The following is a 22,074-nucleotide window of genomic DNA, read 5'->3' as shown; positions in this document are numbered from 1 at the left end:
GCGTTCCGGCAGCCTAGCCGGGCAGCGCCGCCAGCACCGGACCCATGGGCTGCCAGGCGGCCCACCACGCCGCCGCAACGACCACCGCGAACAGCACCAGCCACACGGGCGCCGGGATGCGGGTGGCCCGCGCCAACAGGTACGCGTCCGACGTCGACAGCCGGCTGCGGTGCCGGGTGTGGACAGCGGCAAGCTTGCCGAGGTCCCGGACTGAGGCGACCAGCAGGGCCAGCCCCAGCCCGATCATCACGTGGCCAATGAAGGACGGGGGAACGAAGAGCACCAGCAACACCGCGGCCAGGACGGCCACCGCGGTGATCAGGATGCCGATCCCGTTGCGGAGGAAGAGGAAGGAGGCGATCAGGATCAGGGTCCCCACCGACATCGCGGCCGGACCCCAGCCGGTGAACCCGCAGCACACCATGGCGGCACCCACCACAGCGGGGACCGGGTAGCCCCAGAACGTGGACCACACGGCGGCGAGCGGCCGGCGGCTGTAGCTGATGGTGGTGCCGGAGTGATCCAGGCTCAACCGGATGCCGCCGAGCCGCTGCCCGGTCATCAACGCGGCGAACGCGTGGCCGAGTTCGTGGGTGACGGTCGCCAGCAGGCCGAAGTAACGCCAGCTGGCCCGGGGGATGGAGACGGCGACGGCGACGCCGATCACCAGCCACAGTTCGGTGGCGGTCACGACGGGGGAGGGGGCGTGGCCGAACCCGGCGATGATGCGGTCCCACCAGGTCCCGGCTGCGTCGGCTGCCGTCAGGTTCAACTGGGGGTTCAGTAAGGGGGCGGCAGCGGCGGCTGTCGGGTGCATAAAGGGGCTAGGCCTTTCCGGAGGAATGGGTGATGCAGTACGGAGTCCACGGCCGGGCCTCGAGCCGGGCCTCGGCGATGGGGCCGCCGCAGACTTCGCAGATTCCGTAGCGGCCCTCGTCCATCCGCAGCAGCGCGGCCTCGATCTGGGCGAGGCTTTCGCGGCTCTGCGCCATGAGGGCCGAGGCCTGGGAGAGCTCGAAGGCGATGGTCGAACCTTCGGGGTCGTGCTCGTCGTCGACGTTCGCGTCCTGCCGGGCCGCGTTGACGGAGCTGATGTCCCGGCGCAGTGCCGGGAGCAAGGCCAGTTTCCGGTCCCGCTCCTCGGTCAGGAGGCGCCGGAAGTGTTCGAGGTCAACCATAGGCAGTAACGCTAGCGCGGCCGGCCGGGAACAACCCAAACACGGGCCCAACGGTCCTGTCGTGCGCGGGGGCGCCGGACCTACAGTGGGCGCACCGTCCCGGATCGTCCTACCGGAGAGGGAGATGCCATGACCACCGACTACGACGCGGCCCTCGCTGCCGTCACCGCCCACCACGCCGGGATGCACCGGCGCCTGGAGAAGCTCACGGAGGCTCTCATCCATGCGGTGGCTTCCGGGGACACGGTAGGGGAGCACGAGGCACATGCCGTCCTGGTCGAATGGTGTGAGGACGAGCTCCTCCCGCACGCGCTCGCAGAGGAGGACGCACTGTATGCGGGGGCGGCTGCGCTGCCGGAGGGCACGCTGCTGGTCGACGGGATGCTCGCGGAGCATCGGGTGATCGTCGGCCTGCTGGAGGAGCTGAGGGCCGCCCACGGCGTTGCGGCCGCCGTCGTCGCCGGTGCCCTGCAGCGCGTCTTCTCGTTGCACCTGGACAAGGAAAACCGGCTCCTGCTGCCGTTGATCGCCGCCACTCCGGGCCTCAGCCTGGCCCGCAGCGTGGCGGGCCTGCACGAGCTGCTGGGCGAGGCTCACGGGGCCACCTGAAACCCTCACCGGAGGGTCCGCCAGCGTGTCGTTGCGCACGGTGCCACCGGGGTGATAATTTCTCTTGCCGCCGCAATTCTGCACATAAAAAACGGCCTTCGACACCATCCTCCCCGTCGCTTCACCGCGCACGAGAAAGGCCGCAATGGCGCTGCTCATCCCCGACACTCTGCCGAGCCTGGAAACAGTCTCCGGCAGGTTCGTCCTTGCACCGTTTACCGCACTGGACATCGAGCCCCTGGCCCGGCTCCTCGGCCAGGAGGTGATCTGGTCACAGGGCTTCAGCGACAGCGAGGCCCGGCCCATGGGGGATGCCGAACTGACCGCCTTCGTGGAACGCCGGTTCTCCGGACTGCAGATCTTCTCGGTGTACCAGAAGCTGCCCGAGGGCCAGTCGCGGTTCGTCGGCACCACGGGCATCACTTCATACGACGGCGGCACCGAGTGCGTGAAGATCGGCCGCACTGTGCTGGATCCGCAGCTGTGGGGTGCCAAGGTCAACCACGAGGTCAAGATCACGTTGCTGGACTGGCTGTTCTCCTGCGGTGCGGGGCGGATCGAGTGCGACGTCGATGCACGCAACCAGCGTTCCCTCTCCTCCCTGGTGCGCTTTGGCTTCACGGCCGAGGGCACCCGGCGCCGGTCCTCCCGCAACCTTGACGGGCTGTGGCGCGACTTCGTCATCCTGTCGCTGCTGACCGAGGAGTGGCCCGGCCTGCGGCCCCGCGTGCTGGCCGCGCTGTCAGGGCAGGACGCGGCGGGGTTGCTGGGGGTCTAGGGGTTCTGGGCGCCTGTGGGCCGTGGCCCGTCGGCCCGAAGGCCGCGCACGCGAGGGTGCGAGGCCTTTTCCATGCCCTGACACTGTCGTTGCACCGGGCTCTCATGTTTGCCGCCGTGTTAAACAAAGAAATGCCCCGGAATTCGCAGTGAATTCCGGGACATTTCCCTTTGTGCGCGGAGGGGGACTTGAACCCCCACCCCCTTTCGAGGACTAGCACCTCAAGCTAGCGCGTCTGCCATTCCGCCACCCGCGCAGGTGGTATTTCCGGGAAGATTTCCGCCTCTCAGCGTTTTGCTTTTCTCGGAAGCAGCGAGAAAGACTCTAGCACGGGGATTCGGAAAACAAATAATCGGGGCTTGTGGGTAGGCTGAACGGAGCACTGAGCCACTGCCACGAGGAGCGAGATGACGAACATTCGGCCCGAAGATGAAGTCGTCCGGATCTGCCAGGAGCTGATCCGGATCGACACCTCGAACTACGGTGACGGATCCGGTCCGGGCGAGCGGGCCGCGGCCGAATACACCGCCGGCCTCATCTCCGAGGTAGGGCTGGAAGCCGAGATCTTCGAGTCCGCCCCGGGCCGCGCCAATGTCGTCACCCGCATGGCCGGCGAGGATCCCTCCGCGGCCGCCCTGGTGGTGCACGGCCACCTCGACGTCGTGCCTGCCCTGCGCGAGCAGTGGTCCGTGGACCCGTTCGGTGCCGAGCTCAAGGATGGCCTGATCTGGGGCCGCGGCGCCGTGGACATGAAGGACATGGACGCCATGATCCTCTCGGTCCTTCGAGACTTTGCCCGCACCGGCCGCAAACCCAAGCGCGACATCATCTTCGCGTTCTTCGCCGACGAGGAGGCCGGCGGCGCGTACGGCGCCCGCTACGCCGTCGACAACCGCCCCGAACTCTTCGAGGGCGCCACCGAGGCGATCTCCGAGGTGGGCGGTTTCTCTGCCACCATCGGCGGCCAGCGCACCTACCTGCTGCAGACCGCCGAGAAGGGCATCTCCTGGCTGCGCCTCGTGGCCCACGGACGCGCGGGCCACGGCTCGCAGATCAACACGGACAACGCCGTGACCCGGCTGGCCGCCGCCGTCACCCGGATCGGCGAATACCGCTGGCCGATTGAGCTGACGCCCACCACCCGCCAGTTCCTCGATGGCGTCACCGAGCTCACCGGCGTCGAATTCGATCCCGACGATCCGGACAAGATCCTCAAGGAACTCGGCACCGTGGCCCGCTTCGTCGGCGCGACGCTGCAGAACACCACCAACCCCACCCTGCTCAAGGGCGGCTACAAGCACAATGTCATCCCCGAGTCGGCCGAGGCCCTGGTGGACTGCCGCACGCTGCCCGGCCAGCAGGACCAGGTCCTCGAGATCGTCCGCGAACTCGCCGGCACCGGCGTTGACGTCAGCTACGTCCACAACGACGTCTCCCTGGAGGTCCCGTTCGCCGGGAACCTGGTGGATTCCATGATCGATGCGCTGCACTCCGAGGACCCGGGCGCGAAGGTGCTGCCGTACACGCTCTCCGGCGGCACGGACAACAAGTCGCTGAGCCGGCTGGGGATCACCGGCTACGGCTTCGCGCCGCTGATGCTGCCGGACGAGCTGGACTTCACCGGCATGTTCCACGGCGTCGACGAGCGCGTGCCGGCTGATTCGCTGAAATTCGGCGCGCGAGTGCTGAACACCCTGCTGACCAACTACTAAACGCCACCGCCGCCCCCGACAGAAGGCCACTGCACGCCATGAGACCCGAAGACATCCTCCCCGACGCGCTGCTGGAAAGGATCCGCGCCCGGGCGGCCGGCTACGACCGCGACAACGCCTTTTTCACCGAAGACCTGCAGGACCTTGCCGACGCCGGGTACCTCAAGATCTTCGTGCCGGCGTCCGACGGCGGGCTGGGACTCGGGCTGTCGGGGGCGGCACAACTGCAGCGGCGGCTCGCGACGGCGGCACCGGCGACCGCGCTGGCGATCAACATGCACCTGGTGTGGACCGGTGTCGCCCACGTCCTGGCCGCCCGCGGGGATTCCTCCCTGGACTTCATCCTGAAGGAGGCGGCGCAGGGGGAGATCTTCGCGTTCGGGAACTCGGAGGCCGGCAACGACTCCGTGCTCTTCGACTCCCGCACCGAGGCCGTCCCTCAGCCCGATGGCGGCTACGCCTTCACCGGGCGGAAGATCTTCACCAGCCTCTCGCCGGCCTGGACCCGGCTGGGGATCTTCGGCAAGTTCGCCTCGGCCCGGAACGGCGAGGGCGAACTGGTGCATGGTTTCATCCACCGGGATACGCCCGGCTACCGGATCCTCTCCGACTGGGACACGCTGGGAATGCGCGCCAGCCAGTCCAACACCACGCTGCTCGAGGGCGCTGTGGTGCCGCCGGAGCGGATTTTTCGGAAGCTGCCGGTGGGACCCAATGCGGACCCGCTGATTTTCGCCATTTTCGCCTGTTTTGAGACGCTCCTCGCGGCCGTGTACACCGGTCTGGGGGAGCGCGCGCTGCAGCTGGGCGTGGAGGCGGTCAAGCGGCGCACCTCGTACAAGAACGGCGGCCGCAGCTACGCCCAGGACCCGGACATCCGTTGGAAGGTCGCGGAGGCGGCGATGGCCATGGATGCCCTCTACCCCTACCTCGCCGCGGTGGCGGCCGACGTCGACGCCCTCGCGGACCACGGCGGCCAGTGGTTCCCCAAGCTGGTGGGCGTCAAGGTGCGCGCCACGGAGACCGCCCGCACGGTAGTGGACCTGGCGATCCGCGTTTCGGGCGGGTCCAGCTACTTCCGCGGCTCGGAGCTGGAGCGGCTCTACCGGGACGTGCTGGCCGGGATGTTCCACCCGTCCGACGACGAGTCAGCCCACAACACGGTGGCGAACTCGTGGCTGGGACCGGTGGAGGAATAGCAGGTTCCTTGGGGCCGCTTAGGGGTTTTGGGGTCTAGACGGTCCGCTGGACCTGGATGACTTTGCGGCGGAGCCAGAAGCGCCGGCTCCCGCCGACGTAGAGGACGCTGCGCTCCAATTCCCACTTGCCGTATTCGGAATGGGCGGCCAGGAGGCGGCGCGCCTCAGGCAGGGAATCCTCAGGGCTGACCGTCAGTACGAGGTATTCGTACTGCCGTGCGTAATCCCGTTCCCGACGGACCGAGCTGTTCAGAAAATGTTCCCTCATCGCTCTCCATTTTCGTCTTTTTCGGGCTAACGTGAAGTCATGAGCATCGATCCGCGTGTCGCGCTTCAGTCACTCACTTCCGCTTTGGAGGAGCATCTGGCCGCCGCAGCGTCGAAGCGCAGCGACGGTGATCCGGCGGTGGAGGCGGCGTTCTTCGCCGTGGCCGATGCCTTTGAAGTCTACGACGACTCCCTGTACGAAGCGTACGGCGAAGTCACACCGTTGGAGGTCCTCGACGAGGACGATGACGAAGATGACGACGACGAGCGTGAGGCCGTCGACGACGAGGAAGACCTCGAGCTCCTCCAGGACTAGGGGAGCCCCTTAGCTCATTTAGCCGGTTGCGCCGGTTCCGCCCCTTTCGCGGTCAGCGGCCCATAATGTCAGACCCCCTTGGCATTGTTAGTGCATGGGAACTCCCTCGGCGCTTTCGCTTCTTCCGGCTTACCGGCCGGTCGCTGGCGGGTGCGGCGGTATTGCGTTGGGGGATATCGCCGCCTCGCTGCGGGAGGGCTGCACGTCTGCGGTCGACGACGCCGGTGTACTGGGTTTCACTGAGGCGGCGGCTTTCGCCGGGGACGTGGAGGAACTCGCCCGAGCCGTGGAATTCCTGCAGGTTGTCGCCGCAGGAGCGGTCGACCGAACGCGAACCCAGGCCGCCGCGGCCGATGCTTGTGATCTCTCAAAGCCTGGGCCGGAGGGTGACGGGTATCGGCGGACCACGGACTTCCTGCGAGACCGTCTACGCATCAGCACCGCCGAAGCCCACCGCCGGGTCTGCCTGGCGCAGGAAGTCCTGCCCCGTGTTGGGCTGTCCGGCCAGCCGATCCCGGCCGTTCACGGGGAAGTGGCCGCAGCATTCGCGGAAGGGGAGGTTCCATCCCGGTCCGCGACCATCATCACCCAGGCCCTCGACCGGGTCCGGCTCCTGGCAGACACCGCCACCGTGGCCCGGATGGAAGAAGCCCTGACCACGGTCGCGGCGGTTCATGACCCGGACTTCCTGACCCGGGTCGCCCGCCGCTGGATCGACGGCCTCGACCAGGACGGTGCCGAGCCCTCCGAGGAGCTTCTCCGCCAGTTACAGGGCGCGTTCATCCGCCGTCCCCGGCACGGTCTCCAGCACCTGGAAATCTTCGCGACCACCGACCAGTTCGAACACCTCCTCACGGTCATGAACACCGCCACCAACCCCCGCACCGGAACCAGTCAGGTTGCAGGGACACCGGCCGGGGCCGGGGACCCGTTCGCCGCCGAACCCGGCGTACCCGACGAGAGGCTGGACCTCCGGACCCGCCCACAACGGCTGCTCGACGGCCTGGTCGCCGGCTCCAAAATCTCCCTCGCCAGCGGGGGGCTCCCCGCGGCCGGAGGCCTCCGACCCCAAGTCCTTGTCACCATCGACTACCGCGACCTCCTCACCCGCCTCAACATCGACTCCGGCATCGGGGATCAAACAGCCGTTGAAGGGGTGACAGCTTCCGGGCCTCTGGGTCTGGCCGGGACCGGGTCGCTGGCCTTCACCGGACCCGTCACCGCCGCCACCATCCGCAAAATCGCCTGCGACGCGGACATCATTCCCGTCCTCCTCGGCACCGACGGCCGGGTCCTGGACATCGGGAGGACCAGCAGAATCTTCCCACCCCACATCCGCAAAGCCATCACCGCCCGCGACAAAGGCTGCACCTTCCCCGGCTGCACCATCCCCGCCCCCTGGTGCGAAGCCCACCACATCAACTACTGGTCCCACGGCGGCCCAACCAGCACAGACAACGGTGTCCTGCTCTGCTCACACCACCATCACCTGATCCACAAAGAACAATGGACCATCCAAACCCGCAACGGCACCCCCTGGTACATCCCGCCACCCCACCTCGACCCCCACCAAAAACCCCGACAAAACCAATACTTCACGTTGTGAAGATGCGAATGATTGAAACGGCAGTCCTGGTGCGTGGACGGAGCCGCGAGCGGGCGGGAGGCGGCGGGCGAGGAGGCGCGATGATCTACAGGGCGCTTCCTTTCGAATGGCATACCGGGAGCAATTGCTTCCGAGGCGAGCACCGCGGTATTCGAGACGCCTAGATGCAGCGCAGGAATGGAGACCGTCCGGCGTCGACGGCCCGAAAAGCCCTACGCCGGGCTGGAGACGTCCTCGAGGGCCACTGCGATCTCCGGCGGCAGGGGTGCGAGCGTGGCATCGAGGATTTCCTTCAACTGCACCGGGGTGCGCGCGCCCACCACCGCGGTCGCCACGCCGTGCTGGGACAACAGCCAGCTCAGGGAGACGTCCAGGATGCTGCGGCCCAGGCCCTTCGCCGCCATGGCAACCGCCTCGACCACGCTGGAGGAGCTTCCCTCCAGGTACGGCTCGACGTACGCCGCCAGCTTCGACTGGGCGGCGCGGGAGTCGGCCGGGATGTGGCCGCGGTATTTGCCCGTCAGCACGCCGCGTCCCAGGGGAGCCCACGCCATCAGGCCCAGGCCGGCGTCCTCAACCGCGGGAATCAGCTCGGCCTCGGCCTTGCGCTGCAGCAGCGAATACTCGGCCTGGCTGGCCACCAGCGGGAACCCGGCCACCGCCGCGGCCTTCGCGGTCTGCCAGCCGGAGTAGTTGGAGACGCCGGCGTAGCGCACCCGGCCGGAGCGGACCGCGTACTCCAGCGCAGCCAGGGTCTCGTCCAGCGGGACGTTCGGATCCCAGGCCTGCGCGAACCACAGGTCCACATAGTCGGTGCCCAGCCGGGCCAAGGAGGCGTCGAGGCTGGAGAGGAGGGCGTTGCGTGAGGTGTCCACGCTGTGGCGTGCGCCCGACGTCGTCAGCCCCGCCTTGGTGGAGATGACCACCTCGCTGCGCGCCACGACGTCGTTGAGCATGCTGCCGAGCATCGCCTCGGCCCGGCCGCCGGCGTAGGAAGCCGCGGTGTCGATCAGGGTGCCGCCGCCATCGACAAAGGTATGGAGCAGGGCAGCGGCATCCTGCTCATCGGTCTCACCGGCCCAGGACATGGTGCCAAGGGACAGGGACGAGACACGCAACCCACTGTTGCCGACATAACGCTGCTGCATGCCTGCAAGCTTACGGTGCTTCGGCCGGCCGTACCGGTAGGGTCTATAAACGTGAACTGGATAGAAGCGGCCTTTCTGGGCCTTGTGCAGGGACTGACAGAGTTCCTCCCGATTTCCTCAAGCGCCCACCTTCGGATCGTCGGGGAGTTCCTCCCGGACGCCTCGGACCCCGGAGCCGCCTTTACCGCCATCACGCAGCTGGGCACCGAGACGGCCGTGATCGTCTACTTCTGGCGCGACATCGTCCGGATCGTGAAGGCCTGGCTCGCCTCGCTCACCGGCAAGGTCTCCCGCCAGGACCCCGACGCGAGGATGGGCTGGCTGGTCATCCTCGGCAGCCTCCCCATCATCGTCCTCGGCCTGCTCTTCCAGGACCAGATCGAATCCGTGCTGCGCAGCCTCTGGATCGTCGCGACCATGCTGATCGTCTTCGGTATGATCCTCGCTGTCGCCGACGCCACCGGCCGGCAGGAGCGCGACCTCAGCCGGCTCACCTACAAGCACGGCATCCTCTACGGGTTCGCCCAGGCCCTCGCGCTCATCCCGGGCGTGTCCCGCTCCGGCGGCACCATCACCGCGGGCCTCTTCATGGGCTACACCCGCGAGGCCGCCGCCCGCTACTCCTTCCTCCTGGCCATCCCCGCCGTCTTCGGCAGCGGCCTCTACCAGCTCTACAAGGTGCTCACCAAGGAAGGCCTCAGCGGCCCCTACGGCCTCCCCGAAACGGGCCTGGCCACCGTGATCGCGTTCGTGGTGGGCTACGTCATCATCGGCTGGTTCCTCAAGTACGTTTCGACCCGCAGCTACCGGCTCTTCGTCTGGTACCGCATCCTCCTGGGCCTGGCACTGTACCTACTGCTCGGTTTCAATGTCATCAGCGCCTAGCACTAGGCTTGGTCTGTGAAATCCTGGACCTCCCGCCCCGTTCCCCAACTGCCGGGCGCCATGCCCGCCGTGCGTCTCTTCGACACCGCCCGCGACGGCCCCGTGACCCTCGACGCGGCGGGGGAGCAGTCCATGTACGTCTGCGGCATCACGCCCTACGACGCCACCCACATGGGGCACGCTGCCAGCTACGTCGCCTTTGACCTGCTCAACCGGGCCTGGCGCGACGGCGGCCAGAGGGTCGCCTACGTCCAGAACGTCACCGACGTCGACGACCCCCTGCTGGAGCGCGCGACGGCGACCGGCGTCGACTGGCGCGACCTCGCCGCCAGCCAGATCGAGCTCTTCCAGACGGACATGGAAGCCCTCAACGTCCTCGCCCCGGATGACTACATCGGCGCGGTCGAGGCCATCCCGCTGATCGTCCCCGCCATCGAAACCCTGCTTGAGCGCGGCCTGGCGTACCGGGTTGCCGGCACGGACGGCGAGCCCGACGGCGATGTCTACTACGACGTCGAAGCCGCCGGCAAGCACTCCGCCGAGGACACCGACGCCTGGACCCTTGGCTGCGTGTCGCACCTCTCCGACGCCGAGATGCTCGAACTCTTCGCCGAGCGTGGCGGCGACCCGGGCCGCGCCGGCAAGCGGCAGGCTCTGGACCCGTTGCTCTGGCGCGTGGCCCGCGACGGCGAGCCCCGCTGGGCTGGCGGCGAGCTGGGGGAGGGCCGCCCCGGCTGGCACATCGAGTGCACCGTCATCGCGCAGAAGTACCTGCCCGCACCGTTCACCGTCCAAGGCGGCGGCTCGGACCTGGTCTTCCCGCACCACGAAATGGGTGCCGGCCACGCCTACTCCCTGACCGGGACGCCGCTGGCGAAGCACTTCGCGCACGCCGGAATGGTGGGCCTCGACGGCGAGAAGATGAGCAAGTCCAAGGGCAACCTGGTGCTCGTCTCCAAGCTCCGTGCCGCCGGCGAGGAACCGGCCGCCATCCGCCTGGCCATCCTGGCCCACCACTACCGCAGCGACTGGTCCTGGACTGACGAAGGCATCCATGAAGCCAAGCGCCGTCTCGGTTCGTGGCGCAAGGCGCTCCAGTCCGCACCCTCCGGATCCGCCAAGGCCCTGATCGAACAGATGCGCGCCGCGCTCTCGGACGACCTCAAAGCCCCCGAGGCCCTGGCCGCCGTCGACGCCTGGGCCGGTGCCGCCCTGGCCGCCGGAGACACCCCGGCCTCGGCCACCGACGCCGCCCTGGTGTCCGACGCGGTCAACGCCCTGCTCGGTATCGAGCTCTAGGCAACCAACAACACAAAAGCGCCGGCGACCCTCTGACTGGGTCGCCGGCGCTTTGCAGTCTAAGCAGCGTCTACGGTTTGTCCTTGCCGCGGCGCTTCAGGTACCGCTCGAACTCCCGGGCGATCGACTCGCCGCTGGCCTCGGGCAGGTCGGCGGTGTCCTTGGCCTCCTCGAGCTGCCGGACGTAGGCCGCGATCTCGGGATCTTCGGTGGCCAGCTCGTCCACGCCGCGCTCCCACGCGTCAGCGTCCTCCACCAGCTCCTGTGTGTCCAGCGGAAGCTGGAGCAGCTCCTCGATCCTGTGCAGCAGCGCCAGCTGGGCCTTCGGCGAAGGCGCCTGCGCCACATAGTGCGGCACGGCGGCCCAGAGGGAGATGGTGGGCAGCCCGGCCAGCAGCGCGACCTCGGACAGGACGCCGACAATCCCCACCGGGCCCTCGTACTGCGAGGCCTCCAGGTCCATCCGCTCCCGCAGGGCGGCGTCGTCGGTCGAGGCGCTGACCGGGATGGGGCGGCTGTGCGGCACGTCCGCCAGCAGGGCCCCCACCAGGATGACGTAGTCGACGTTCAGCGCCTCGGCGTGGACCAGGAGTTCGGCGGTGTAGGCACGCCACTTATAGGACGGCTCGGTGCCCTGGACGAAGATGACGTCCACGTTCGAGCCCGGCACGCTGGCCTTGAAGATCCGGGTGGAAGGCCACTTGATTTTGCGGTCGCCGGAGGCGGTCCGCCGGATGACCGGGCGGGTGAACTGGAAGTCGTAGTACTCGTCCGCCTCGATGGTGCCGACCTTCTTGCCGCCCCAGAGCTTGTTTAGGTAGCGCAGGGCGTCGCTGGCGGCCTCGCCGGCGTCGTTCCAGCCCTCGAACGCGGCCAGCATCACCGTGATCCGCTGGCCTTCCGGGACGGGCTGCAGCAACCGTTCCGGCTCAGGCAGGGCGTCCGTTTCGGGGGTGTCCGAGTCGAAGCTATTCATGAGTTCACCCTACGTCCAAGTTCCGGACGAATGCAGTCAGGCCGGCCCCCTGAGTCCGGCGTCTTCGCCCTCGGCGTAGCGGCCCGCACCAGGGAGCGGCCGGCACACCGGCGCTGAACCGGCGCTGAAGCACTGCACCGTAGACTGGAAGGCATGCGATCGCCAGCCTCCACGCCCCTGCTCAAAGCCGCTCTCTGGGACATGGACGGCACCATCGTGGACACCGAGCAGTACTGGATCGCCGCCGAGCACGCGCTGGTCGAGGAACACGGCGGCCAGTGGTCGCACGAAAAGGCGATGCAGCTGGTGGGCCAGTCCCTGGTGTTCTCCGCCGGCCTGCTGCAGGACGCGGGCGTGCGGCTGGAAATCCGCGAGATCATCGACACCCTCACCGGCCATGTGGTCAGCCTGGTCCGCGAGGAGGTGCCATGGCGCCCGGGAGCCCGCGAACTGCTCGAAGAACTGCACACCGCCGGCATCCGCTGCGCGCTCGTGACCATGTCCGAGGCGCCGCTCGCGCGTGAAATCGTGGCCAGCCTGCCCAAGCCCTACTTCGAGTTCCTTGTCACCGGAGACACCGTCACCCAGGGCAAGCCCCACCCGGAGGCCTACCTCAAGGCCGTGGAACTGCTGCAGGAGGCCGACCCGGAGCTGGGACTGCAGCACTGCGTGGCCCTCGAAGACTCCGCCCCGGGCGTCGCCGCAGCGGTCGCCTCCGGCGTCACCACGGTGGCCATCCCGCACATCGTTCCGTTGCCGGAAGATCCCCGCCGCGCCACCTGGGACACCCTGGCCGGCCGCACCGTCGCGGACCTCCAGGAACTCGTAACCCTGCGCCACGCAACCACCCCGGCACCCGCCCCGGCCTTCAGCGGCGGTGGCCGCAATGACTGAACCGTCCGGGCCCCCGGCAGGCAGGGAGCGCACCGACAAACCGGCCGAGGACAAGCCGTTCTCCCTGCGCGGCGGCATTCCGCTCGGCCGGATCGCCGGCATCCCCGTCATCCTGGCCTATTCCTGGTTCGCGATCGCCGCGTTTACCGTGATCGCCTACGGCCCGGTGCTGGCGCACAACAACCCCCGGCTCGGCGCCACCGCCTACCTCGTGGCGTTCGCCTATGCCGTGCTGCTGCTCATCTCGGTGCTGGTCCATGAACTGGCCCACGCCCTGACCGCCCGGATGTACCGCTGGCCCACCAGCAAGATCGTCCTTAACCTATGGGGCGGCCACACCCAGTTCGAGGAGTTCACCGCCTCGCCCGGGAAGTCCGTGCTGGTGGCCATGGCCGGCCCCGTCGCGAACCTGGTCCTGGCCGGCGCCGGCTGGCTGGTGGTCTCCGGCGGCCAACTGACGGGCGTCGCGGACACCCTGGCGAACATCTTCGTGTGGGCCAACCTCCTGATCGGCATTTTCAACGTGCTGCCCGGCCTTCCGCTCGACGGTGGCCGCCTGGTGGAATCCGCCGTGTGGAAGGCCACCGGCAGCCACGAGAAGGGCACCATCGCCGCCGGCTGGGCGGGCCGGATCATCGTGGCGGCTCTGGTCATCTGGTTCGTGGCGCTTCCCCTGCTCAGCGGCAACCGGCCGGACACCTCCCTGCTGTTGATCACGCTCTTGGTGGGGAGCTTCCTCTGGCTCGGCGCCACCGCCTCGATCCAGCAGGCCCGGTACCGTAGCCGGCTCCCGCTCGTGGCAGCGGCCGCACTGGCCGAACCGGCCATCGGCCTACCCGCCGCAACCAGCGTCGCCGAGGTGCTGCGGTTCTCGCCCGCCGGCAGCCCCGCCGTCGTCCTCTACGGCCCCGACGGCCGTCCCTCCGCCGTCGTCGACCCCGCTTCCGCCGCGCAGGTTCCCGCCGATCTTGCCGACACGACGCCGGCGACGGCGGTCGCGTACCCGCTCACGGCCGGCGCCTACGTCAAGGGGACGGACCGGGGCGCGGAACTCCTGACGTACCTCGCGCAACTGGAGGGCTCGGACTACGCGGTGATCGACGACGCCGGGCGCGTCACCGGCCTACTGCGCCAGCTGACCGTCCTCAACACCCTCACCGGCAAACAGCGCGGCTGACTGTCACCGGACCACCCGAAACCCCCAAGCGGGCCGGAAACCGGTAGAGTTACCTGCCGGCCGTGAATCTCCGGCCAACCCACGGGCCGCCGCCGAATCTGCGGCCACCCAGCGTCACAGGAGCGAGGAACATCCCATGAGCAGCGACACCGCCGCCAACGCCACCCCTCACGGGGACGTCCCCCCGCTGACCCCGGCCGGTGCAAATCGCCGCCGAGGTCCGTTCCGGGTGGGCGAGCGGGTGCAGCTGACGGACGAACGCGGCCGGATGAACACCATCAGCCTCGAGACCGGCGGCGCGTTCCACACCCACCGCGGCTTCCTCAACCACGACGAGATCATCGGCAAGCCGGACGGCTCCGTGGTGGTCAACAACGTCGGCCAGCAGTACCAGACCCTGCGGCCGCTGCTCTCGGACTTCGTCCTCTCCATGCCGCGCGGCGCGGCGGTCGTCTACCCCAAGGACGCCGCCCAGATCGTCACCATGGCGGACATCTTCCCCGGCGCCCGCGTCGTCGAGGCCGGCGTCGGTTCCGGCGCGCTGTCGATCTCACTGCTCCGCGCGGTGGGCGACAACGGCTACCTGCACTCCTTTGAACGGCGCGAAGAGTTCGCCGACATCGCCCGCGGCAACGTCGAAACCATCTTCGGCGGCCCGCACCCGGCCTGGCAGATCACCCTGGGCGACTTCCAGGAACAGGTCGTCAAGACCGAGGAACCCGGCTCCGTGGACCGCGTGGTGCTGGACATGCTGGCGCCCTGGGAATGCCTCGACGCCGTCGCCACCGTCCTGGCGCCCGGGGGCGTCTGGATCAACTACGTCGCCACCGTGACGCAGCTGTCCCGCACCGCCGAGGCCATCCGCGCCGACGGCCGCTTCACCGAACCCGATGCCTGGGAATCCATGGTCCGCGGCTGGCACCTTGAGGGCCTGGCTGTCCGCCCGGACCACCGCATGGTGGCCCACACCGGCTTCCTGCTGGTCACCCGCCGCCTCGCCGACGGCGTCACCGGTATTTCCGTCAAGCGCCGCCCGTCCAAGACCGAGTTCGACGCCGAAGACGTCAACGCCTGGACCCCCGGCGCCGTGGGGGAGCGGGCCGTGTCGGATAAGAAGCTGCGGCGCGCGGCCCGTGACGCGATCGCCGGCACCAACGTGGTGGACGGCCCCGAGGTCACGAACTAGTCCGTATTTCGGAAGTCTTCCCCGGCGTCGGCCCTCTTCGCGTTATGGTCTTAATAGCTGTACTGAAGGGGCTGATGCACGATGGAGACTCCGAACACCGACCAGGGCCGCACGCCCGATGAGCAGTTCCCCGCCGCCGTAGGGCAGCAGGGGAACACCGGGGACGCGGCACGCACCGCCGCCGAGGCCACCGTTGCCGAGCGGCAAATCAACATCCTCCGCGACAAGCTGCGCCACATCGACCGGCAGCTTGCGGCCGCCACGCAGAACAACGCCAAGCTCGTGGGGATGCTGGAGACGGCCAAGGCCGAGATCCTTCGGCTGAAGAACGCCCTCGACCAGGAGGGCCAGCCGCCCTACAGCTTTGGCACCATCCTGCAGCTGAACCCGAAACGGCACGTTCCCAACGGCGGCGGCCAGGCCACCACCGAGGAATCGGTAGACATCTTCAATGCCGGCCGCAAGATGCGCGTGGGAATCAGCCCGCTGGTCAACATCAGCCAGCTGGCGGTCGGCCAGGAGGTGCTCCTCAACGAGGCGCTGCTGGTGGTGGCCGGCCTCGGCTACGAACGCGCCGGCGAACTGGTCACCCTTAAGGAACTGCTCGGCTCAGACCGCGCCCTGGTGGTGGGCCGTGCCGACGAGGAACGCGTCGTCCGGCTCTCCGGCTCGCTGCTGACCCAGAAACTCCGTGTGGGCGACGCGCTCTCGGTCGACACCCGCACCGGCTACGCCCTGGAGAAGATTCCGCGGTCCGAGGTGGAGAACCTGGTCCTCGAGGAAGTCCCGGACATCACCTACCAGGACATCGGCGGCCTGGGCCCGCAGATCGAGCAGATCCGCGACGCCGTCGAACTGCCGTTCCTGCACCCGGACCTGTACCGCGAGCACGGGCTCAAGGCCCCCAAGGGCATCCTGCTCTATGGCCCTCCCGGCTGCGGCAAGACCCTGATCGCCAAGGCCGTGGCCAACTCCCTGGCCGCCCGCGCCGCGGAACGCGCCGGCAAGAGCGACATGAAGAGCTACTTCCTGAACATCAAGGGCCCGGAACTGCTGGACAAGTACGTCGGCGAGACCGAACGGCACATCCGGCTCATCTTTGCCCGCGCCCGGGAGAAGGCCTCCGACGGCAGCCCCGTCGTCGTCTTCTTCGATGAGATGGACTCGCTCTTCCGCACCCGCGGCACCGGCATCTCCTCCGACGTCGAAACCACGATCGTGCCGCAGCTGCTGAGCGAGATCGACGGCGTGGAGCGCCTGGACAATGTGATCGTGATCGGCGCGTCGAACCGCGAGGACATGATCGACCCGGCCATCCTGCGCCCCGGCCGGCTGGACGTCAAGGTGAAGATCCAGCGGCCCGACGCCGAGGCCGCCGCAGACATCTTCAACAAATACATCACCACGGACCTACCGTTCCACGAGTCCGACATCGCCGAGCACCACGGCGACGTCCAGGCCACCGTGGACGCCATGATCCAGCGCACCGTCGAGGCGATGTACTCCACCGAAAAGTCCAACGAATACCTCGAGGTTACCTACGCCAACGGCGACACCGAGATGCTCTACTTCAAGGACTTCAACTCCGGCGCCGTCGTCCAGAACGTGGTGGACCGGGCCAAGAAGTCCGCCATCAAGGACCTGCTCACCACCGGCCAGAAGGGCCTGCGGATCGACCACCTGCTGCACGCCGTGGTGGACGAATTCCGCGAGCACGAGGACATGCCCAACACCACCAACCCGGATGACTGGGCCCGGATCTCCGGCAAGAAGGGCGAACGCATCACGTACATCCGCACCATCGTCCAAGGCAAGGCCGGCCAGGAACCCGGCAAGACAATCGAGACGATGCCCACCACAGGCCAGTACCTGTGACGGCTGGCCCCGCCGCCGGAACCGGCGCCCTGCCCGCCGGCGGCGTGATGCGGGTGATGGGATCAGAAACCGAATACGGGATCCACGCCCCGTCCGCGCCGGGCGCGAACGCCACCATGATGTCCGCCCGGGTGATCCAGGCATACGCCCAGGTCACCCGCCAGCGGGCCGCCGGCGGAGCGGAAACCCGCTGGGACTACACCGACGAGGAGCCGCTGCACGACGCCCGCGGCTGGACGGTGGAGCGGGCCGCGGCGGATCCCGAGCAGCTGACCGACCGGCCGCCGGTGCTTGATGCCGAGTCGGTGGCGCTGGCCTACGGCCGCGGCGAGCTGGAGCGCGACGGCGAGGACGAGTCCGGCTCGCTGCTGATGAACATGGTCCTCGGCAACGGGGCGAGGCTCTACGTCGACCACGCCCACCCGGAGTATTCCAGCCCCGAAGTCACCAACCCGCACGACGCCGTCGTCTGGGACGCCGCCGGTGACCTGGTGGCCCTCGCCGCGGTCCGCCGGCTGGCGGCCGACCCGGAATTGCCGCCGATCAACCTCTACAAGAACAACACGGACAACAAGTCCGTCTCCTACGGCTCACACGAGAACTACCTGATGCCGCGCTCCACGCCGTTCGGCGACATCGTCCGCGGCCTGACGCCGTTCTTCATCACCCGGCAGGTCATGTGCGGGGCGGGCCGCGTGGGTCTCGGCCAGGACAGCTCCCGCGCCGGCTACCAGATCAGCCAGCGCGCCGACTTCTTCGAGACCGAGGTGGGGCTGGAAACCACCATCCGACGGCCGATCATCAACACCCGCGACGAACCGCACGCCACGGCGGACAAGTACCGCCGGCTGCACGTGATCATCGGCGACGCCAACTTGAGCGAGGCCGCCAACTACCTCAAGTTCGGCACCACCGCGGCGGTCCTCAGCCTGATCGAAGCGGGCCTGGCCCCGCGGATCGAGGTCCACGACCCGGTGGCGGCGCTGCAGTCCGTCAGCCACGACACGGCCCTGACCGCCACGCTTCGGCTCAAGGACGGCCGCCGCGTCACCGCCCTGGACATCCAGTGGATGTACCACGAGGCCGCGTCCAAGCTCGCCCAGGAGACCGGGGTGGGCGACGCCGTCGACGGCGACGGGCACACCCGCGCGCTGCTGGACCGGTGGGCTGCGACGCTGACCGCGCTCGACGGCGACCGGGCGGCGGCCGCGTCCTCCGTGGAATGGCTGGCCAAGCTGTCCCTGCTGGAGGGCTACCGGCAGCGGGACGGGCTGGACTGGTCCGATGCCCGGCTGGGCCTGGTGGACCTGCAGTGGGCGGACATCCGCCCCGAGAAGGGCCTCTACCACCGGCTCCTCGCCCGCGGCCGGATGCAACGGGTTGCCACGGAGGCGGAGATCCAGCGCGCCGTCGGCGAGCCGCCGTCGGACACGCGGGCCTATTTCCGCGGCCGCTGCGTCAGCCGCTTCGGGCACGACCTGGTCGGTGCCAGCTGGGATTCGGTGATCTTCGACCTCCCCGGCCGGGGCAAGCTGCAGCGCGTCCCCACCCGCGAACCGCTGCGCGGAACCGAGGCCCTGACCGGCGCTTTGTTCGACCGGCACCAGGACGCCGGGGCGTTCCTGGCCGAGCTGCTGGGCCAGGCGCCGGCCTCCTGACGCCAAAGCCCCCGCAGGGTCCGGCAGCGTGGCAATATGGCTTACAGGAAGTCCCGCGCCGAGCGGGACGGACAGCGAAGGAGAAGATCATGGCAGGCCAGGAGCAGATGCAGCCGCAGTCCCGCGACACCGAGGTCGAGGAGGACGTCGCCCCGCCGCCCGCCGCGCCCGAGGCCCAGGCTTCAGAGGCAACCCAGGGCGTGGACGACCTGCTCGACGAAATCGACGGCGTCCTGGAATCCAATGCCGAGGAGTTCGTCCGCGCATTCGTGCAAAAGGGCGGCCAGTAGCCAGCCCCGGGCCGCGGACGGGCCGCGGCAGCCATTGATTCACTACGTGGAGGGAGTGCACCAATGCTGGACAATTCAGCCGACCAGGTGATGGCGGGGGCGTCGTCCTCGTTCGCCGAGCACCTGCAACGCTCGCGGCCCGAACTGCTGCCCTACAACGCACTCTCTGCGGGGTCCGGCGCCCCGGCGGGACTGACCGCCGGCCACCTTCCCGGCAACGGCTCGGCCCTGGCCGGCGTGCCGCACGCCACCACGATCGTCGCCCTGACCTACGCCGGGGGAGTCCTGATGGCGGGGGACCGGCGCGCAACGATGGGCAACATGATCGCCAGCCGGCACATCGAAAAGGTTTTCCCGGCCGACCACTACTCGGTGCTGGGCATCGCCGGGACCGCCGGCATCGCCATCGACATCACGCGTCTCTTCCAGGTCGAGCTCGAACACTACGAGAAGATCGAGGGCACGCAGCTGAGCCTGGACGGCAAGGCCAACCGCCTCGGCGCCATGGTCCGCGGCAACCTCCCGATGGCCATGCAGGGCCTGGCCGTGGTCCCGCTGTTCGCCGGCTTCGACCGCACGGCGGGCATCGGCCGGCTGTTCTCCTACGACGTGACCGGCGGCCGCTACGAGGAACAGGAGCACCACGCCGTCGGCTCCGGCTCCGTCTTCGCCCGCGGCGCGCTGAAGAAACTGTGGCGGCCGGGGCTCAGCGGCGCCGACGCCGTCCAGGTGGCCGTCGAGGCCCTCTACGACGCCGCCGACGACGACTCCGCCACCGGCGGGCCCGACCCCGTACGGCAGCTTTGGCCCGTGGTCTACACCGTCGACCGGGCCGGCGCGGTCCGGGTCCCCGAAGCGCAGCTGGCCGCCGTGGCCGGCGGCATCATCGACGCCCGCACGGCCGCACAGAGGGAGGCCTGAGATGACCCAGCAGTTCTACGTCTCCCCGGAACAACTCATGAAGGACCGGGCCGACTTCGCCCGGAAGGGTATTTCCCGGGGCCGGTCCGTGGTGGTGGTCAGCTGCCGGGACGGCATCGCCCTGGTGGCGGAGAACCCCTCCCCGTCGCTGCACAAGATCGGCGAGATCTACGACAAGATCGCCTTCGCGGCGGTCGGCAAGTACAACGAATTCGAGAGCCTGCGGCAGGCGGGGGTGCGCTACGCCGACGTCCGCGGCTACTCCTACGACCGTGAGGACGTCACCGCGCGCGGCCTGGCCAGTGTCTACGCCCAGAGCCTGGGGGCCGTGTTCACCGCGGAGCAGAAGCCTTTCGAGGTGGAGCTGGCCGTCGCCGAGGTGGGACCCGCCCCGGAGGCGGACCACCTCTACAGGCTTACCTTCGACGGTTCGATCGCCGACGAACAGGGATTCATCGTGATGGGCGGACAGGCCGACAAGGTTTCCGAGGCCGTGGCCGACGGCTGGCGCGGGGACCTCGACTTCGGCGGGGCCATCCGGCTCGCGCTGGCCGGCCTCGTGGCGGACCGGGACGCGGCTGCCCTGCCGGTCTCCGCCGTCGAGGTGGCCGTCCTGGACCGCGGCTCGGAAACCGCGCGCGGCACCCGGCGGGCCTTCCGCCGGCTCGACGACGCCGAACTTGCCGCGCTGCTGGCGGAGGGAAACTGACATGGACAAGAGAATTTTCGGCATCGAAACCGAATTCGGGATCTCCTATTCGAGCCCGGAGTCCCGGCCGCTCGCCCCGGAGGAAGTGGCCCGCTACCTATTCCGCAAGGTGGTCAGCTGGGGACGCTCCTCCAATGTGTTCCTCACCAACGGCTCACGGCTATACCTGGACGTTGGATCCCACCCGGAGTACGCCACCGCCGAATGCGATGACCTGGTGCAGCTGATCGCCCACGACCGCGCCGGCGAGCTGATCCTGGATGACCTCGTGGCCGAGGCGCAGGAGCGCCTCGCCGCCGAGGGTTTCAACGGCACCGTCTACCTGTTCAAGAACAACACCGACTCGGCCGGAAACTCCTACGGCAGCCACGAAAATTACCTCATCCCGCGCCGCGGCGAGTTCTCCCGGCTGGCCGAGATCCTGATCCCGTTCCTGGTCACCCGCCAGCTGATTGCGGGCGCCGGCAAGATCCTGAAGACCCCGCACGGCGCCACCTACGCGTTCTCCCAGCGCGCGGACCACATCTGGGAGGGCGTCTCCTCGGCCACCACCAGGTCCCGGCCGATCATCAACACCCGGGATGAGCCGCACGCCGACGCCGAGTTCTACCGACGGCTGCACGTGATCGTGGGCGACTCGAACATGTCCGAGACCACCACGCTGCTCAAAGTCGGGACGGTGGACCTGATCCTGCGGATGATCGAGGCAGGAGTAATCATGCGCGACATGCGGATGGAGAACCCGATCCGGAGCATCCGCGAGATCTCCCACGACCTGACCGGCCGGGCCCTGGTCCGCCTGGCCAACGGCCGGCAGCTCACCGCCCTGGAGATCCAACGCGAATACCTGAACAAGGTCACCGAGTTCGTGGCGGACAAGGGCGCGCACAACGCCCACGTCCCGCTGATCCTGGACCTCTGGGAGCGGACGCTGGACGCGATCGAGAGCGGGGACACCAGCGCCATCGACACCGAGGTGGACTGGGCCATCAAGAAGAAGCTGATGGACAGCTACCGGACCCGGCACGGGCTGGAACTGGATGCCCCGCGGATTGCGCAGCTGGACCTGACCTACCACGACATCTCGCGCAGCCGCGGGCTGTTCTACCTGCTCCAGTCGCGCGGCGCGGCCCGGCGACTGGTGGACGACACCGCGGTCAAGGACGCCGTCGACGCCCCGCCGCAGACCACCCGTGCGAAGCTCCGCGGCGACTTCGTCCGCCGGGCCCAGGAACTGGGCCGGGACTACACGGTCGACTGGGTCCACCTCAAGCTCAACGACCGCGCCCACCAGACCATCCTCTGCAAGGATCCGTTCCGCAGCGTGGACGACCGGGTGGATGCCCTGCTGGACGCTATGGGCTGATACCCAGCTTTCCGCGTTACTCTGG

Annotated in this window: 22 protein-coding genes and 1 tRNA gene; 17 read left to right on the top strand and 6 right to left on the bottom strand. The window is 68.6% G+C overall.

The window, feature by feature from the left end; translation table 11 throughout:
• Positions 1-13: 13 nt before the first annotated feature.
• A complete protein-coding gene (locus ACFUCU_RS02885; RefSeq protein ID WP_377970540.1) occupies positions 14-817 on the bottom strand; it encodes a M50 family metallopeptidase in 804 nt (267 codons plus the stop codon).
• 7 nt (positions 818-824) lie between these two features.
• The gene (locus ACFUCU_RS02880) at positions 825-1,178 is read right to left on the bottom strand and encodes a TraR/DksA family transcriptional regulator (protein WP_377970539.1); all 354 of its coding nucleotides are present in this window, start codon (positions 1,176-1,178) and stop codon (positions 825-827) included.
• A gap of 129 nt (positions 1,179-1,307) precedes the next feature.
• On the opposite strand from ACFUCU_RS02880, the gene ACFUCU_RS02875 reads away from it, so the two are divergent.
• Together ACFUCU_RS02875 and ACFUCU_RS02870 are read left to right on the top strand one after the other, a co-directional pair.
• On the top strand, positions 1,308-1,787 hold the full coding sequence (locus ACFUCU_RS02875; protein ID WP_377970537.1) for a hemerythrin domain-containing protein: 480 nt from the start codon (positions 1,308-1,310) through the stop codon (positions 1,785-1,787).
• Positions 1,788-1,932: 145 nt separating this feature from the next.
• Positions 1,933-2,565 carry a GNAT family N-acetyltransferase gene (locus tag ACFUCU_RS02870; RefSeq protein WP_377970535.1) on the top strand — a complete coding sequence of 211 codons (633 nt, stop codon included), beginning with the start codon at positions 1,933-1,935 and terminating at the stop codon, positions 2,563-2,565.
• Positions 2,566-2,738: 173 nt separating this feature from the next.
• Here ACFUCU_RS02870 and ACFUCU_RS02865 read toward each other — a convergent pair.
• Positions 2,739-2,821: transfer RNA gene (locus ACFUCU_RS02865), tRNA-Leu, on the bottom strand.
• Between the two features lie 151 nt (positions 2,822-2,972).
• Between ACFUCU_RS02865 and ACFUCU_RS02860 the strand changes: the two genes are divergently transcribed.
• Positions 2,973-4,277: a M20/M25/M40 family metallo-hydrolase gene (locus ACFUCU_RS02860; protein ID WP_377970533.1), complete on the top strand. Its 1,305-nt coding sequence runs from the start codon at positions 2,973-2,975 to the stop codon at positions 4,275-4,277.
• Positions 4,278-4,315: 38 nt separating this feature from the next.
• Positions 4,316-5,476 (top strand): acyl-CoA dehydrogenase family protein, encoded by a 1,161-nt coding sequence (locus tag ACFUCU_RS02855; RefSeq protein WP_377970532.1) that lies wholly within the window; start codon positions 4,316-4,318, stop codon positions 5,474-5,476.
• Between the two features lie 34 nt (positions 5,477-5,510).
• Here the strand turns inward: ACFUCU_RS02855 and ACFUCU_RS02850 are convergent, their stop codons facing one another.
• A complete protein-coding gene (locus ACFUCU_RS02850; protein WP_290257854.1) occupies positions 5,511-5,744 on the bottom strand; it encodes a DUF5703 family protein in 234 nt (77 codons plus the stop codon).
• A 39-nt stretch (positions 5,745-5,783) separates the two neighbouring features.
• Here ACFUCU_RS02850 and ACFUCU_RS02845 point away from each other — a divergent pair, with 39 nt between their 5' ends.
• On the top strand, positions 5,784-6,059 hold the full coding sequence (locus ACFUCU_RS02845; RefSeq protein ID WP_290257853.1) for a hypothetical protein: 276 nt from the start codon (positions 5,784-5,786) through the stop codon (positions 6,057-6,059).
• Positions 6,060-6,345: 286 nt separating this feature from the next.
• Entirely contained in the window at positions 6,346-7,665 is a 1,320-nt protein-coding gene (locus tag ACFUCU_RS02840) for a DUF222 domain-containing protein (protein ID WP_377970798.1), read from the top strand.
• Between the two features lie 212 nt (positions 7,666-7,877).
• On the opposite strand, the gene ACFUCU_RS02835 is transcribed toward ACFUCU_RS02840, so the two are convergent.
• Positions 7,878-8,813 (bottom strand): aldo/keto reductase, encoded by a 936-nt coding sequence (locus ACFUCU_RS02835; protein ID WP_290257851.1) that lies wholly within the window; start codon positions 8,811-8,813, stop codon positions 7,878-7,880.
• A gap of 51 nt (positions 8,814-8,864) precedes the next feature.
• On the opposite strand from ACFUCU_RS02835, the gene ACFUCU_RS02830 reads away from it, so the two are divergent.
• On the top strand, positions 8,865-9,698 hold the full coding sequence (locus tag ACFUCU_RS02830; RefSeq protein ID WP_377970529.1) for an undecaprenyl-diphosphate phosphatase: 834 nt from the start codon (positions 8,865-8,867) through the stop codon (positions 9,696-9,698).
• Between the two features lie 15 nt (positions 9,699-9,713).
• Positions 9,714-10,997: a cysteine--1-D-myo-inosityl 2-amino-2-deoxy-alpha-D-glucopyranoside ligase gene (mshC, locus tag ACFUCU_RS02825; protein ID WP_377970527.1), complete on the top strand. Its 1,284-nt coding sequence runs from the start codon at positions 9,714-9,716 to the stop codon at positions 10,995-10,997.
• A gap of 70 nt (positions 10,998-11,067) precedes the next feature.
• On the opposite strand, the gene ACFUCU_RS02820 is transcribed toward mshC, so the two are convergent.
• Positions 11,068-11,973, bottom strand: a complete 906-nt coding sequence (locus ACFUCU_RS02820) for a PAC2 family protein (RefSeq protein WP_377970525.1) — start codon at positions 11,971-11,973, stop codon at positions 11,068-11,070.
• A gap of 153 nt (positions 11,974-12,126) precedes the next feature.
• On the opposite strand from ACFUCU_RS02820, the gene ACFUCU_RS02815 reads away from it, so the two are divergent.
• The 9 genes from ACFUCU_RS02815 to pafA all read left to right on the top strand — a co-directional run bounded on the left by ACFUCU_RS02815 (position 12,127) and on the right by pafA (position 22,049).
• Positions 12,127-12,867 carry an HAD family hydrolase gene (locus ACFUCU_RS02815; protein ID WP_377970524.1) on the top strand — a complete coding sequence of 247 codons (741 nt, stop codon included), beginning with the start codon at positions 12,127-12,129 and terminating at the stop codon, positions 12,865-12,867.
• A complete protein-coding gene (locus ACFUCU_RS02810; RefSeq protein ID WP_290257846.1) occupies positions 12,860-14,044 on the top strand; it encodes a site-2 protease family protein in 1,185 nt (394 codons plus the stop codon). The genes ACFUCU_RS02815 and ACFUCU_RS02810 overlap by 8 nt, the downstream gene beginning before the upstream one ends.
• Positions 14,045-14,180: 136 nt before the next feature.
• A complete protein-coding gene (locus ACFUCU_RS02805) occupies positions 14,181-15,230 on the top strand; it encodes a tRNA (adenine-N1)-methyltransferase (RefSeq protein WP_290257845.1) in 1,050 nt (349 codons plus the stop codon).
• Between the two features lie 81 nt (positions 15,231-15,311).
• The gene (gene arc / locus ACFUCU_RS02800; protein WP_377970522.1) at positions 15,312-17,105 is read left to right on the top strand and encodes a proteasome ATPase; all 1,794 of its coding nucleotides are present in this window, start codon (positions 15,312-15,314) and stop codon (positions 17,103-17,105) included.
• A 47-nt stretch (positions 17,106-17,152) separates the two neighbouring features.
• Positions 17,153-18,763, top strand: coding sequence for a depupylase/deamidase Dop (gene dop, locus ACFUCU_RS02795; RefSeq protein WP_377970796.1), 1,611 nt, complete (start codon positions 17,153-17,155; stop codon positions 18,761-18,763).
• 89 nt (positions 18,764-18,852) lie between these two features.
• Entirely contained in the window at positions 18,853-19,053 is a 201-nt protein-coding gene (locus ACFUCU_RS02790; RefSeq protein WP_290257843.1) for a ubiquitin-like protein Pup, read from the top strand.
• 63 nt (positions 19,054-19,116) lie between these two features.
• Positions 19,117-19,974 (top strand): proteasome subunit beta, encoded by an 858-nt coding sequence (prcB, locus tag ACFUCU_RS02785; RefSeq protein ID WP_290257842.1) that lies wholly within the window; start codon positions 19,117-19,119, stop codon positions 19,972-19,974.
• 1 nt (position 19,975) lies between these two features.
• Complete coding sequence (prcA, locus tag ACFUCU_RS02780) at positions 19,976-20,683, top strand: proteasome subunit alpha (protein WP_364135746.1); 708 nt, start codon at positions 19,976-19,978, stop codon at positions 20,681-20,683.
• A 1-nt stretch (position 20,684) separates the two neighbouring features.
• A complete protein-coding gene (pafA, locus tag ACFUCU_RS02775; RefSeq protein WP_377970520.1) occupies positions 20,685-22,049 on the top strand; it encodes a Pup--protein ligase in 1,365 nt (454 codons plus the stop codon).
• The last annotated feature ends 25 nt before the right edge of the window (positions 22,050-22,074 follow it).

It is taken from the genome of Arthrobacter sp. NPDC057259, assembly GCF_042668995.1.
In the GTDB taxonomy this organism is placed as follows: Bacteria; Actinomycetota; Actinomycetes; order Actinomycetales; family Micrococcaceae; genus Arthrobacter.
This window is presented reverse-complemented; position numbering and strand designations above follow the sequence as displayed.